Raw genomic sequence first — 12,183 nt, forward strand, 5'->3', positions numbered from 1 at the left:
TGACGGTGGCACGGCTGCTGCTGGGCGCCGCGGGTACCGCCCTGGCCGCGGTCGGCGCAGTGCGCCTGCTCACCGGGACCCGCCCGGGCACCGTCGGCGACGTACTCGTGTGGGGCGGGAGCCTGTTGGTGTTGCACGACGGGGTGCTGGTGCCGGCCGTGCTCGCCGTGGGACTGCTGTCGGCCGGCGGCCGGCTGGGCGGGGTCTGGCGGGCCGGGCTGCTCACGGCGGGGACGGTCACGCTGGTGGCGTCGCCGGTCCTGCTGCGCCCGGGCCGCCCGGCGAACCCGTCGGTGCTGCCGCTCGACTACCCGCTGGGGCTGGCCCTGGTCCTGTCGGCCGTGGCGGCGGCCACCTGCGCCACGGCGGGGTGGCTACGCTGGCGGCGCCGGCGCACCCCGCGTCCGTCTTCCGTGACGAGATCCTGACGAACCGGTCGCCTCCCTGCGAGGGGTGCCCGCGATGCGATGTGATCTCGGCACGGGCCGCGTGCGGCGCGGGCGGGTCCGGCCGGGGCGGGGGAGCGCGGGGAGGCGATGTGCGGGGCGGCGAACGGCAGCGGCTGATACTGGAACGGGCCCGTGCCCAGGGGGCGGTGGACGTGCGGGGCCTGGCCGAGGAACTGGCGGTGTCGCCGGAGACCGTGCGGCGGGACCTGCGGGTCCTGGAGGCGCACGGTGTGCTGCGCCGTACGCGCGGTGGTGCGTACCCGCTCCAGCCGCGGGCCCACGAGACGTCACCGGACCCGCGGACCCGTGCGCTGGTGCCGGAGAAGCGGCGGATCGCCGCCGCCGCCGCGGGGCTGCTCGGGCCCGCGGAGACGGTGTTCGTGGACGAGGGGTCCACCGCGGAGCTGGTCGCCGAGGCGCTGCCCGGCGGCCGGCCGCTGACGGTGCTGACCCCGGCGCTGGGGGCGGCCCGGCGGCTGAGCGGACGGGAGAACGTCACCGTGTTGCTGCTCGGCGGACAGGTGCGGGGGAGTACCCGGTCCACGGCGGGGCCCTGGGTGGACCGGATGCTGAGCGGGTTCGTCGTCGACCTCGCCTATCTGAGCGCGGCCGGGATCTCCCTGGAGCACGGGGTGACCACCCAGGATCCGGGGGTGGCCCGGACCAAGGCGCGGGTGATGAGGATGTCGCGGCGCCAGGTCCTGTGCGTGGCGCACACCGGGTTCGGCGCGGTGAGTTTCCACCGGTTCGCCGCTCCCGGCGAGTTCGACGCGATCGTCACCGACTCGGGCCTGCCCGCGTCCCGGGCCCGGTCGTTCACCCGCGCCGGGTACCGCGTCCTGCGCGTATGACCCACACGCGGTCCGCCGTTCCCCGCGTATGACCCACTCGCGGTCCGCCCCCCCGGCCGCGCGCCCGTGCCGGGTCCGCCCGGTGTCAGCGGACGCCCTCCCACAGCGGCAGCAGGTCGGCGAGCGGGGCGTGGGTGTCGTCCGGGGGCGCGCCGAACCGGTGGACGGTGCCGCCGGGTTCGCGGTGGGCGGGCCAGCCGGGGTCGCCGGTGGTGGCGAAGGACACCCACGCGGCGTGCGTGCTGTCGGCGATGTGCTGGGGCTGTGCGCCGCCCAGCAGAGGGGCGAAGCCGGGGTCGGCCAGGTTGTCGAACACGAAGGGGACGTCGACGGCGTGGCAGGCGCCCAGGGCACCTCCGAAGGCGGGGGAGGACCAGGCGAACTCGTAGAGGTGGGCGCGCGCGCCGTGCCGCGTCTGGGCCTCGGCCAGGCGCAGGGCGGGCAGGCGGTAGAACCAGTCGGTGGCGATCTCGGCGTACAGGTCGCCCGGTGCCGCCCCGGGGTGGGCCGCGCGGTAGGCCGCGACACCCCGCGCGGGCAGGCCGTACGCCGCGGCGGCGCGCTCCAGGAGGTCGTCGGTCACCTGGCCGTGCAGCCCGGAGGGCACGGTGAACAGCCGGAACTCGTCGCGGGTCCAGCCCACGAGGACGTCGATGCCGGCCGCCGCCCCGTCGGCGATCGCGTCGATGGGCAGGCTGGGCAGGGAGTCGCGGTCGACCACCGGTTCGAAAGGCATCATGTTGAGCGCCGCCTCGCCCCACAGTGCCGGGTCGGGGCGCGCGGAGATCTCGCCGCGCAGCTCGTGCTGAGCGGCCAGCAGGCGCGGGAGGGGGACGGCGGCGAGGTCCGGACGCGTGGGCGGGACGCCCAGGAGCGCGGCCATGCGGGCCGCGACGAGGGTGGCCGAGGCGGGGGAGAGGGCGTGGTGGGCCGCGCCGCTCTGCAGAACGGCGCGGTGGAACAGCCCCTTGGCGGCGGGCATGGCGAGCAGCGCGCCGACGCTCATGGCCCCGGCCGACTGTCCGAAGACGGTGACACGTGCGGGATCACCGCCGAAGGAGGCGATGTTGTCCCGTACCCATTCCAGCGCGGCGACCTGGTCCAGCAGGCCCAGGTTGGCCGGTGCGGTGTCGTCGGCCCCGACGTGGAGGAACCCCTCCGCGCCCAGCCGGTAGTTGAGGCTGACCAGGACGACGCCGTCACGGGCGAACGCTGTGCCGTCGTAGCCGGGCACGGCACCGGAGCCGTTGGTGAAGGCGCCGCCGTGCATCCACACCATGACGGGCAGGCGTCCGCCCGGGTCGGGGGTCCAGACGTTGAGGTTGAGGATGTCCTCGCCGGGGATGTCGACCTCGGGCAGGATGCGGTCCAGTGGCGCCGAGTAGGCGGTCTTGGGGGCGGTGGGGCCGTAGGCGTCGGCGTCACGGACGCCGTCCCAGGCGGCCGGCGGCCGGGGCGGCGCGAAGCGCAGCGGTCCGGTCGGGGCGGCGGCGTAGGGGATGTTCTTGAAGCGGGCGATGCCGTCGGAGCCGAGGATGCCGCGCACGGAGCCGTGGCGGGTGGCGAGGACCGGTCGCACGGTCGCTCCTTCACGTCGGGGTGGGCCGGGAGGCCCCTTCGCGGGGCCGGGGCACGAGCTCCCGGTACGCCGGTCGGGGGTGCGGAGTCGGGCCGCGCGGTGCTCGGCGCCGACCACGTGGAGCGCGAACTGCGTCTGCGGGTCGGCTGCTTGGGAACGGGTCCAGCCGGTCGACCGGTCGACACGGTAGCGCAGAAGCCGGGGTGGTGACGCGTGCCGGGCCGGTGCGCCACCGGTCCGCCCGGCTGCCGGAGGAGCGCCGGCGGCCGCGTCCGGCCACCGGCGTCCCTCACCACCCGCACCGGCCCGCACGCCGGTGGACTGCCGTCGGGTCGGCGGATCTAACCACTAAAACAACCTTGACAGGTTACACCCGGCGTGCTCGACTGGACGCGTAACCGTTGTAGAGCACCAGAAGGGTTAGAGGGCATGGATTCCGCAGTCCATCACCGCACCGCGACCGTCGACGGCCTGGAGGTCTTCTACCGGGAGGCGGGCGACCCGCGGTCACCCGCCGTCGTGCTGCTCCACGGCTTCCCGACCAGCTCGCACATGTTCCGCCGGCTGATCCCGGCGCTCGCCGACCGCTACCACGTGATCGCCCCCGACCACATCGGGTTCGGCCAGTCCGCCATGCCCGCCCCGGGGCGGTTCCCGTACACCTTCGATGCCCTCACCGACGTCACCGCCGGCCTGCTGGAACACCTGGGAGTCGACCGGTTCGCGATGTACGTCCAGGACTACGGCGCCCCCATCGGCTGGCGGCTCGCCCTGCGGGCCCCGGACCGCGTCACCGCGATCATCACCCAGAACGGCAACGCCTACGAGGAGGGCTTCGTCAGGCCCTTCTGGGACGGCGTCTTCGCCTACGCCGAGGCTCCGGGGCCGGACACCGAGGCCCCCGTGCGCGCCGCCCTGACCCCCGAGAGCACCCGCTGGCAGTACGTCAACGGGGTCCCCGACCCCAGCCTGGTCAGCCCGGACAACTGGGTCCACGACCAGGCCCTGCTGGACCGCCCCGGCAACGACGTGATCCAGCTCGCGCTGTTCCGTGACTACACGGCCAACGTGGACCTCTACCCGCGGGTGCACCGGTACTTCCGCGACTCCCGGGTCCCGCTGCTGGCGGTCTGGGGGGCCAACGACGAGATCTTCGGCCCCGAGGGCGCCAAGGCGTTCGGCCGGGACCTCCCCGACGCCGAGACCCACCTGCTCGACTCGGGGCACTTCGCCCTGGAAAGCCACCTGGAGACCATCACCGGGCACATCCGCGACTTCCTCGGGCGCGCCCTCGGCTGAGCCACCGGCACGGGACGCGACGAGCCGGGGACAAGACCATCGCCGACCGGCTCGGCGACGAAGACCGGCCGGGGACGTGATCGCCGGGGATGCGATCGCCGGGCATGTGATCGCCCGGGGAAGTGATCGCCCGGGGACGTGATCACCCGCTCTCCGACGCCCGGCGACGCCCCACCCGCTCGGGCGCCGCCAGGACCGGCCGCCGTCCGTCAGTCGCCGTACACGCCGACCTCGCGCAGCGAGTAACCCCACTCGGTGCCACGCTCGGTGCCGGAGACGCGGACGTAGCGGGCGGGTGTGCCGGAGAAGCGGACGGTTTCGAGGCCGCCGTCGCCGGCGCCGGTCGCCCAGGCCGTCCGCCAGTTCACACCGTCCGTCGAGAGCTGGACGCCGTAGGACTTCCCGTAGGCGCGCTCCCAGTCCAGCGTGACCCGTCCGACCCGGTGGGTGGAGCCCAGGTCGACGCACAGCCACTGGTCGTCGCTCCACCCGCTGGCCCAGCGGGTGTCCCGGCTGCCGTCCACGGCGCGGCCGGGCGCGTAGCTGGTGAAGGGGTTCCACTCCGTCGAACTGGCCGTGGCCGAGGCGCCCGTGGCCAGATTGACGCCGGCCTGGTACCGCTCGGTCGCTCCCCAGGTGTCGAGGTAGGACTCGGCGCCGCGGAAGAGGTCGTTCACCACCCCCTGTCCGCCGACGTTCCGGATGTCCTCGATCCAGTCCGGGACCAGGCCGTAGTGCGCCGCTCCGTCGGTGTTCAGGTCCCAGGTGCGCTCACCGGTGGTCAGCCGGTCGATGACGGAGCCTCCGTCGACACTGCGGAAGGGATAGATGACCTTGTCCGGGGCGTCGGCTCCCCGGGGGCCCGGCCAGCCGCCGACACCGTTCATGTCCGTGCCGTAGCCGTAGCCCACGCCGTACTTGTCCCGGAGCGCCTTGGTGCGGTTCGCCTCGGCCACGAACCCCTCGGAGCCGTTCATGTACTGGGCGATGAAGCCGCCGAGGCCGTAGACCCGGTCGGTCCAGTTCATGTCCATCCAGCTGTGCGAGGAGATCACACCGGGGTAGGAACCGGCCTCGAAGATGTCCAGCGCACGGCCGGCGGCCTTGACGCTCATGTGGTCGATCTCCAGCATCATCTTGCGCTTCATCATGCCCCGCACGGCGTACTCACCGAGATCGGTGAGGCCGCGCGCGTTGCACTGCGCGTCGGCGGCGTACGAGGGGACGCGCACGCCCGCCGGCAGTTTCGCCTCGGCCCCCGGTGCCGCGGCCGAGCCGATGGGGTTGTCGTGCTGCGGGCCCGCGCACTTCTCCGTCTTCCAGAAGGTCCCGGTGGACAGGAACTGTCCGACGTCGATGGCGGTTCCGAGGGTGCCGGAGTCGAAGCGGACACCGCACAGGGCGTTGTCGAACTTGTGGCACAGGAACATGCTGCGCACGCCCAGCGCGTACAACTCGTCCAGTCCCGCGTCGATGTCGTGCCTGTCGCACTGGGCGATGTCCAGGATCTGCTTGCAGCCGAAGGGCTCGGAGGTCTCCACGCCCAGGATGACGGCCAGTTTGCCCTGCTCGACCACGTCGCGGGCCTGTGCGCTGTCGGTGACGACCCGGAACCAGCCCCTGCCCGGTCCGCCGTACATCCGGTCGACGTAACGCTGCAGGTCGTACGTCAGCTTCGCCTGGAGCCTGATGGACGTCATCTCGTCGCAGCCGCGGTCCTTGAAGAAGTACACCGAGCAGATCACACCGTTGGTGACGAGGTCGTTGACGAGCACCCGCTGGCCGCCGCGCCAGGCGCGCTCCACCCAGGCGTAGTAGTTCTGCTGATGGGTCAGCGAGTCGTGGGCGGGCCAGTCCTTGAAGGTGGGCCAGCCGACCGGGTCGTGCCTGCCGTCACCGCCCTTGGTGATGAAGTCGAAGACGGCGAGCGAGCCGTCGGGGTAGTGCTCGGGACAGTCCCTGAGCGCGTCGGCGATGCCCGCCTCGGAGAACGTCCTGCCGCAGATGAGGCGTCCGCCGAAGCCCTCGTCGGCGAAGAGGTGGTCGTGGGCGTCGACGAACCCGCGCACCTTGCCGTCGGCGTCGGTGCCGGTGAACGGCTCGCCGGTGACGTCTATCCGGGAGTCCGGCGCGGGGCGTGCCGTCGGGATCCACCAGTCGCTTCCGGCCGCCGAACTCGGGGCGGGGCCGAGGACGACGGAGAGGGCGAGGAGGAGCAGCGACATGATGGTGACGGCTGTGCGTCTGCGGTACCGGCGTGCGGTCAAGGCCACGGCCCACGTCCCTCGGTCGGCGGGATGCGCGGCCGACGGGCGGGACGTCCGGCCCGAGGAGTCCCGCGCACACCTTTTTGTCATGTCCTATGCAAGCTGTCGTTCCCGAGGATCGCCAGTGCCGCCTCCCGAGTCAAGACACGAGCCCGGACCGCGGCCGCGGGTGCCGCCGCGGGAGGGCCTCCTTCGCGGCCGGGCGGCACGCTCGATGCTTACTCGCGGGTAGTAATAAGCTGGATGAACGTGAGAACCGTACGCACACGACCGCTCCCGACAGCGGCTCGAACGTGAGGAGCGACCGATGACATCGCACACCGAGCGAGCCGTGCTGGCCGGCGGGTGTTTCTGGGGAATGCAGGACCTGATCCGCAAGCAGCCGGGCGTGGTGTCCACCCGCGTCGGCTACAGCGGCGGTGACACACCGAACGCCACGTACCGCGACCACGGCGACCACGCCGAGGCCATCGAGATCCTCTTCGATCCGGCGACCACGAGCTACCGGGACATCCTGGAGTTCTTCTTCCAGATCCACGACCCGACCACGAAGGACCGCCAGGGCAACGACCTCGGGCGCAGCTACCGGTCGGCCATCTACTACACCGACGAGGAACAGCACCGCGTCGCCCTGGACACCATCGCGGACGTGGAGGCCAGCGGCCTGTGGCCGGGGAAGGTCGTCACCGAGGTCGAGCCCGTCGGCGACTTCTGGGAGGCCGAGCCGGAGCACCAGGACTACCTGGAACGCTACCCGGCCGGCTACACCTGCCACTTCCCGCGGCCCGACTGGAAGCTGCCGCGCCGGGCCTCCGCCCCGACGAGCTGAGGCACCGCACACCCGCGGCGCACACGCCTCGGCGGCCCGGCCGTGACCGGCGGGCCGCCGAGGCGCGTCCGTCGCGCTGATCAGCCCCTGCGCCGCTGCCTGATCGGCTCGCCCACGCGGTGCAGGTGCGTCAGCGCCTCGCGGTAGGACCGGACGAGCCCGGTCTCGTGGTACGGCACGCCGATCTCGGCGCAGTACCGCCGCACGATCACCCGGGCCCGGCGCAGATGGACCGTGGGCATGCTCGGGAACAGGTGGTGCTCGATCTGGTAGTTGAGGCCGCCCAGCATGACGTCCGTGAGCCGGCCGCCTCGCACGTTGCGCGACGTCAGCACCTGCCGCCGCAGGAAGTCGAGGCGCTGCTCACCGGTGAGCGTCGGCATGCCCTTGTGGTTGGGGGCGAAGGTGCAGCCCAGGTAGACACCGAACAAGCACTGGTTGACGGCGAGGAACGCCACCGCCTTGCCCGGCGACAGCACCAGGAACACGGCGGACACGACAGCGGCGATGTGCAGGAGGAGGAGAACTCCCTCCAGGAACCGCTTCTTCATGGCCGGTGACCGCAGCGCCCGCAGACTCGCGACGTGCAGATTGAACCCTTCCAGGGTCAGCAGCGGAAAGAACAGCAGCGCCTGGTGACCGCCGATGATCCGGGCCACACCCTTGCTCGCACGGGCCTGGTCGGCGGACCACACCAGGATGTCCGGCGCGACATCGGGGTCGAGTTCCTCGTGGTTGGGGTGGGCGTGATGGCGGGTGTGCTTGTTCATCCACCACCCGTAGCTCATGCCGACACCGAGGTTCCCGAACAGCCGGCCGCCGATCTCGCTGTGCCGGCGGCGCCGGAAGACCTGCCCGTGGGCGAGATCGTGCGCCACCAGGGCGACCTGTCCGAACACCAGCGCCAGGAAGGCGGCCACGGCCAGTTGCCACCAGGTGTCGCCGAGTACGGCGAAGGCCCCCCAGCCGGCGGCGAACAGCCCGGCCACGAGACCGAGCCGGACCGTGTAGTAGCCGGGGCGCCGCTTCAGCAGTCCGGCCTCGGTCATCCGCCGGGACAGTACGGCGAAGTCACTGCCGCCACCGGGGCGCGATGCGTTCGGGTCGACGGCGCAGGGGCGGGTGGCAACGGAGGCGTCGGGGGATGTCGTCATACCGAGAAGTCTGGGGACGTCCGTCCGCCCGAAGAAGCCGGGCAGCCACCGTATGAGCGAAGGCGCGCCCCACCGCCGTCCGGGGGGTTACCCCCCCGGACACATCCACGGCCTCGGCCCCCGGCCGGCGACCCGGGAGCGGGTCACCGAATCCTCCCCGCACGGCCGCCATACGGGGAAGGGCCGGGTCGGCCGGCGCTAGGCCGCCTCGGAGCGTCCCGCACGCGGGTTTGAGGCGGGTGCCTGTGCGTCCTCGCCCGGCAAGGTCTCGTCCTCCCCGAAGTCCGGGGTCTGGAAGGGATTCGTCGCCGGCGGCGGCGATGCCGCCGTGGAGGAACGGGGTTGCCCTTCCGGAGCGGAGAACAGCGATGTCAGATCGATGAGAGGTCTCTCTTTCGTGACAGGTCCCCTGGGGGCCCTGGTGTGCCGTGACCGGGCACAGCGGTCCTACAGCTTGGTCATCTTGGCGTACGGGCTCAGGATCCGCATTTGCGCGGAGCCGAAGTCCACGAGTGCCGCGATGCCGTCCTCGATGCCGATCACGCGGCCGAGGCCGTACATGTCGTGCGTGACCTGGTCGCCCACGGCGAAATGCTTGGGAGCGGGCGCGACCGGGGCCTTGAAGGGGCTGGTAGGCAGATGACGCTTAGGTGCAGCAGGCTTAGTCATTGTCATCAGTATGCGCCTACGTACGGCCCTTTCGCTGTGGTCGTGGGCACAGATCCTGACCGCAACACCTCCGTGATCGGAGCCGCGGTCCCCGGCGGGCATCGCCGGCCCCTCGGGCGCACTCCTCCCGCGGGAGTATTTCCCCAGGTCAGGGGCGTGAGAACGCTCCAGACGCGCCGGTTGGCGGCCGGTGCGGGCAGCCGAACCCGGCCCGTCGGCTCCGGCCCGGCACCGGCCGGCGCACCACGACGGGTGGTCCTTGCGCCGGACGGGTCTCAACGCCGCGCGTGGCGCACCCTCAGGCGTCCGTACCCCATCACCCCGGAGATCCGGATCCTGGGCCCGCCGGGGCCGGAGCGCCGCGGGGTGTCGTAGCGCGTGTCCTTCCACCCGGTGTGCAGACCGGTGAGATCGACGACCGCGTCCCGTGGAACCGTGATCCTGGCCCGGCCGGTGCCGAGTTGCAGCTCGATGTCGATGACCGGATGCTCGATGACCGCCTCGGACAGATCCAGGTGGACGCGTCCGAACGCGGACTCGACCTTGAGCCTCCGCGGCACCCGCCAGGCGCCGCGCCGCTTGATCCGACCGCCCGCCGCGGCGATCGTGGACGTGGTGTCCGCGCTCTCCGCCGGCAGCGAGGCCAGTGCCGGTGCCAGCTCGGCGTGCGTGCCGGCGGTGAGCACCCGGTGGAGGCGTTCGTCCATCTCCTGGTGCGAGATGTGCCCTTCGGCGTACGCCTCCTGCACGCGCCGCACGGCCGCGTCGCGATCGTGCTCACCGATGAGTGACGGCTGGTCTTCCGGCGGAGAGGTCACCCGTTCACCCTAGCGCCGCCGTGGTGACGTGAAGGAGCCGTTCCGGCGGCGGACACGACGTACGGCGGACCGGCCGACCGCTCGGCAGCCCACCTGCGCCGAGTGAGCAGCCCTCAGGCGCCGAGTGGGCAGCCCTCCTGCGGCGAGGTGGGCAGCTCTCCTGCGGCGAGTGGCACGGTGCCCAGGGGCCGGCAGGGGCCGCTCGCCGGTCGGGCGGCCCCGGTGTCCCGGAGCCCCGTCCCGGGGAGCGGGTCCCTCATGCGAAACCCGCCTCCGCGAGTGCCAGCATGTGGGTGGCCGTGAGGGTGTTCTCCGGGTCCGCGGCCGTGGTCAGCAGCCAGGTCGCGGCGGCGACCGACTGGTCCGGAGGGATGACCAGCAGCGTCCGGTGGCCCGCCGTGCCGTACTCCAGGGCGATCGCGTGCGCTTCGGTGTCGACGTCCGACAGGGCCACCTCGATCGGGTGGCCCGGCGTGGAGACCGTGCGTGGCACGTCGGGCCAGGCGACGGTGTCCACGGTGACCCGGGTGACACTGCCGAGGCCCAGCGAGCCCACCAGCGCGGGCAGTTCGAGTTCCAGCAGGTCGCAGCGCGGCCACCAGGCCCCGTCCAGCGGACCGTGGCCGACACCCGCGGTGAGTGCCAGCCGGGGCACGGGCATCCGGTACGTGCGTGCCCCGCCCGGGAAGACGCCGTCTGCCGACGTTCCGGTGACGTCCCTCATACGATCCCGTCCCGGACGGCGCCCGGCCGTCCGATTCCGTCGTTCTCCGGGAACGGCACCGCCGTGGACGCGTTGCGCGAGATGCTCTCGGTGGAACAAGCGTACGTCCGCGGTCGTCACCCCGGGCCGGATCGGGGCCACAGTGGCCGGAACGAGCCGTACGACCGCATGAGAGGCCGCGGACGTACGGCCGGGGCCGCCGGGCTCACTGGTCCGTGTAGCCGATGTCCCCGACGGTCCAGGCGCTCACGTCCTCCAACGCGACGCGGTACATGCCACCGGTGTCGGGGATGCCGAAGCTGCCCTGCAGGATCCGGGCGACGTGGAAGTGGAGGTGCGTGGGCCGGCCACCGCGCGCGGACCCGCCGCCGTGCGCGGACCCGCCACCCTGAGGAGGCGGGTCGCCGTCGTCCCGGGGCGGGGCGAAGGCGGCGGCGAAACGCCGCAGGTGTTCGGAGTCCCGCAGGACTTCGGCCACCCGCTCCTTCCACAGGGCTTCCGGGGCCAGCCGGCCGGTGATCACGGCCCCCGGGACCACGACGGTCAGGGACATGCGGCTGCTGTGCTGGGACTCCACCATCTCGGCGATACCGACGAGCAGTTCGTCAGGGTGCGACATGTCTGAGGAGCCTAGCCCAGCGGGAGCGTGCCGGCGGGCAGGGGGCGACAGGTCACCAGCCCTCGGCACCCTGCTCGGCCGGGGTGTCCCAGGCCGGCGTGACCGGGGCTGCGTCGTGGCAGGTGAAGCCGAGCCGGGTCAGCGCCCTGCGCATCTCGGCCGTGGTGAAGTCGCGGCGGTTCTGCCGGGTGACCACTTCTCCGACCTGCATCACGGGGTAGACACGGCGGCCGATGGTCACGGCCAGTCCGGTGACGGGTTCCGGCGTGATGCCGGTCATCGACTGTTCGACCTCGGTCTTGGTCAGGTCGAAGGGGAATCGGGCGATGACACAGCGCATGGATGCCTCCACAGGGTCGGGGGAGAAACACCGGAGGGGTCGACCGCGCCACGGCGGTCCGCGGGCGGTCAGCGGTCGGTCAGCGGGTCGGGGAGCGTGAGCGGGGAGCGGATCAGCCGGGCGCCGGGGAAGGCGCTGGGGAAGGCGCTGGGGCGCGGCGGCCGGGGTATGGCCGGGCTCGGCGGCCGGTGGGGCGCGTCCTGGGTGGGGACGCGCCCGGCCGGGAGCCCGGCGCCCGGGTTACGGGTTGTTCTTCGGGGCGGTGCGACGGGTACGGGCGGCGGGCCGCCCGTTACCACCGCGTGCACCGGCCCGTCCCCTGCGACCGCGGCCGGCCGACCCCGACCCCGACCCCGAGCCCTCGCCTCGCTCGGCGGCCGGTGCGGGGATCGTGACGGGCACGCCGGAGGGGGTGCGGGCGCCGGTGATGCGCTGCAGTTCGGTGTCGCCCGGACGGACCCGGGCGGTGCTCGGGGTGATGCCGGCGTCGGTCATGAGACGGTCCATGGCGCGCCGCTGGTGCGGCAGGACGAGGGTGACGACGGTGCCCGACTCGCCGGCGCGGGCGGTACGGCCGCCGCGGTG

At 72.8% G+C, this 12,183-nt stretch carries 12 protein-coding genes and 1 pseudogene; 4 read left to right on the plus strand and 9 right to left on the minus strand.

Annotation, left to right across the window (positions count from 1 at the left end):
* Both GT045_RS06770 and GT045_RS06775 read left to right on the plus strand, forming a co-directional pair.
* Positions 1–428, plus strand: a 428-nt coding sequence (locus GT045_RS06770; protein ID WP_161333603.1) for a hypothetical protein, incomplete at its 5' end; no start/stop codon positions are given.
* Positions 429–538: 110 nt separating this feature from the next.
* Positions 539–1,300, plus strand: a complete 762-nt coding sequence (locus tag GT045_RS06775) for a DeoR/GlpR family DNA-binding transcription regulator (RefSeq protein ID WP_161333604.1) — start codon at positions 539–541, stop codon at positions 1,298–1,300.
* Between the two features lie 85 nt (positions 1,301–1,385).
* Here GT045_RS06775 and GT045_RS06780 read toward each other — a convergent pair whose 3' ends face one another.
* On the minus strand, positions 1,386–2,879 hold the full coding sequence (locus GT045_RS06780) for a carboxylesterase family protein (RefSeq protein WP_161333605.1): 1,494 nt from the start codon (positions 2,877–2,879) through the stop codon (positions 1,386–1,388).
* Positions 2,880–3,308: 429 nt separating this feature from the next.
* Between GT045_RS06780 and GT045_RS06785 the strand changes: the two genes are divergently transcribed.
* Positions 3,309–4,178 carry an alpha/beta hydrolase gene (locus GT045_RS06785; RefSeq protein WP_161333606.1) on the plus strand — a complete coding sequence of 290 codons (870 nt, stop codon included), beginning with the start codon at positions 3,309–3,311 and terminating at the stop codon, positions 4,176–4,178.
* A gap of 209 nt (positions 4,179–4,387) precedes the next feature.
* On the opposite strand, the gene GT045_RS06790 is transcribed toward GT045_RS06785, so the two are convergent.
* Positions 4,388–6,403: a discoidin domain-containing protein gene (locus GT045_RS06790; RefSeq protein ID WP_202527378.1), complete on the minus strand. Its 2,016-nt coding sequence runs from the start codon at positions 6,401–6,403 to the stop codon at positions 4,388–4,390.
* Between the two features lie 349 nt (positions 6,404–6,752).
* Here GT045_RS06790 and msrA point away from each other — a divergent pair, with 349 nt between their 5' ends.
* On the plus strand, positions 6,753–7,274 hold the full coding sequence (gene msrA / locus GT045_RS06795) for a peptide-methionine (S)-S-oxide reductase MsrA (protein WP_161287786.1): 522 nt from the start codon (positions 6,753–6,755) through the stop codon (positions 7,272–7,274).
* A gap of 80 nt (positions 7,275–7,354) precedes the next feature.
* Here msrA and GT045_RS06800 read toward each other — a convergent pair whose 3' ends face one another.
* The 7 genes and pseudogenes from GT045_RS06800 to GT045_RS06830 all read right to left on the minus strand — a co-directional run.
* Positions 7,355–8,428, minus strand: coding sequence for an acyl-CoA desaturase (locus tag GT045_RS06800; protein WP_161333607.1), 1,074 nt, complete (start codon positions 8,426–8,428; stop codon positions 7,355–7,357).
* Between the two features lie 447 nt (positions 8,429–8,875).
* On the minus strand, positions 8,876–9,097 hold the full coding sequence (locus GT045_RS06805; RefSeq protein ID WP_031110278.1) for a hypothetical protein: 222 nt from the start codon (positions 9,095–9,097) through the stop codon (positions 8,876–8,878).
* 275 nt (positions 9,098–9,372) lie between these two features.
* A complete protein-coding gene (locus tag GT045_RS06810) occupies positions 9,373–9,915 on the minus strand; it encodes a DUF1707 and DUF2154 domain-containing protein (protein WP_161333608.1) in 543 nt (180 codons plus the stop codon).
* Between the two features lie 256 nt (positions 9,916–10,171).
* The gene (locus GT045_RS06815; protein ID WP_237538390.1) at positions 10,172–10,639 is read right to left on the minus strand and encodes a DUF5994 family protein; all 468 of its coding nucleotides are present in this window, start codon (positions 10,637–10,639) and stop codon (positions 10,172–10,174) included.
* A gap of 205 nt (positions 10,640–10,844) precedes the next feature.
* Positions 10,845–11,258 (minus strand): hypothetical protein, encoded by a 414-nt coding sequence (locus GT045_RS06820; RefSeq protein ID WP_161333609.1) that lies wholly within the window; start codon positions 11,256–11,258, stop codon positions 10,845–10,847.
* Between the two features lie 52 nt (positions 11,259–11,310).
* Positions 11,311–11,598: an SCO5918 family protein gene (locus tag GT045_RS06825; protein WP_161293227.1), complete on the minus strand. Its 288-nt coding sequence runs from the start codon at positions 11,596–11,598 to the stop codon at positions 11,311–11,313.
* A 240-nt stretch (positions 11,599–11,838) separates the two neighbouring features.
* Positions 11,839–12,183, minus strand: a pseudogene (locus tag GT045_RS06830) (ATP-dependent helicase); the annotation flags it as partial.

Origin of the sequence: Streptomyces sp. SID486 (assembly GCF_009865385.1) — a bacterium.
Lineage (GTDB): Bacteria > Actinomycetota > Actinomycetes > Streptomycetales > Streptomycetaceae > Streptomyces.

What these genes read in the sequence shown, in the direction of transcription:
- GT045_RS06785 (WP_161333606.1), top strand. Translation starts at nt 3,309, where the DNA reads ATGGATTCCGCAGTCCATCACCGCACCGCGACCGTCGACGGCCTGGAG.
- GT045_RS06790 (WP_202527378.1), bottom strand. Translation starts at nt 6,403, where the DNA reads ATGTCGCTGCTCCTCCTCGCCCTCTCCGTCGTCCTCGGCCCCGCCCCG.
- msrA (WP_161287786.1), top strand. Translation starts at nt 6,753, where the DNA reads ATGACATCGCACACCGAGCGAGCCGTGCTGGCCGGCGGGTGTTTCTGG.
- GT045_RS06800 (WP_161333607.1), bottom strand. Translation starts at nt 8,428, where the DNA reads ATGACGACATCCCCCGACGCCTCCGTTGCCACCCGCCCCTGCGCCGTC.
- GT045_RS06805 (WP_031110278.1), bottom strand. Translation starts at nt 9,097, where the DNA reads ATGACTAAGCCTGCTGCACCTAAGCGTCATCTGCCTACCAGCCCCTTC.
- GT045_RS06815 (WP_237538390.1), bottom strand. Translation starts at nt 10,639, where the DNA reads ATGAGGGACGTCACCGGAACGTCGGCAGACGGCGTCTTCCCGGGCGGG.
- GT045_RS06820 (WP_161333609.1), bottom strand. Translation starts at nt 11,258, where the DNA reads ATGTCGCACCCTGACGAACTGCTCGTCGGTATCGCCGAGATGGTGGAG.
- GT045_RS06825 (WP_161293227.1), bottom strand. Translation starts at nt 11,598, where the DNA reads ATGCGCTGTGTCATCGCCCGATTCCCCTTCGACCTGACCAAGACCGAG.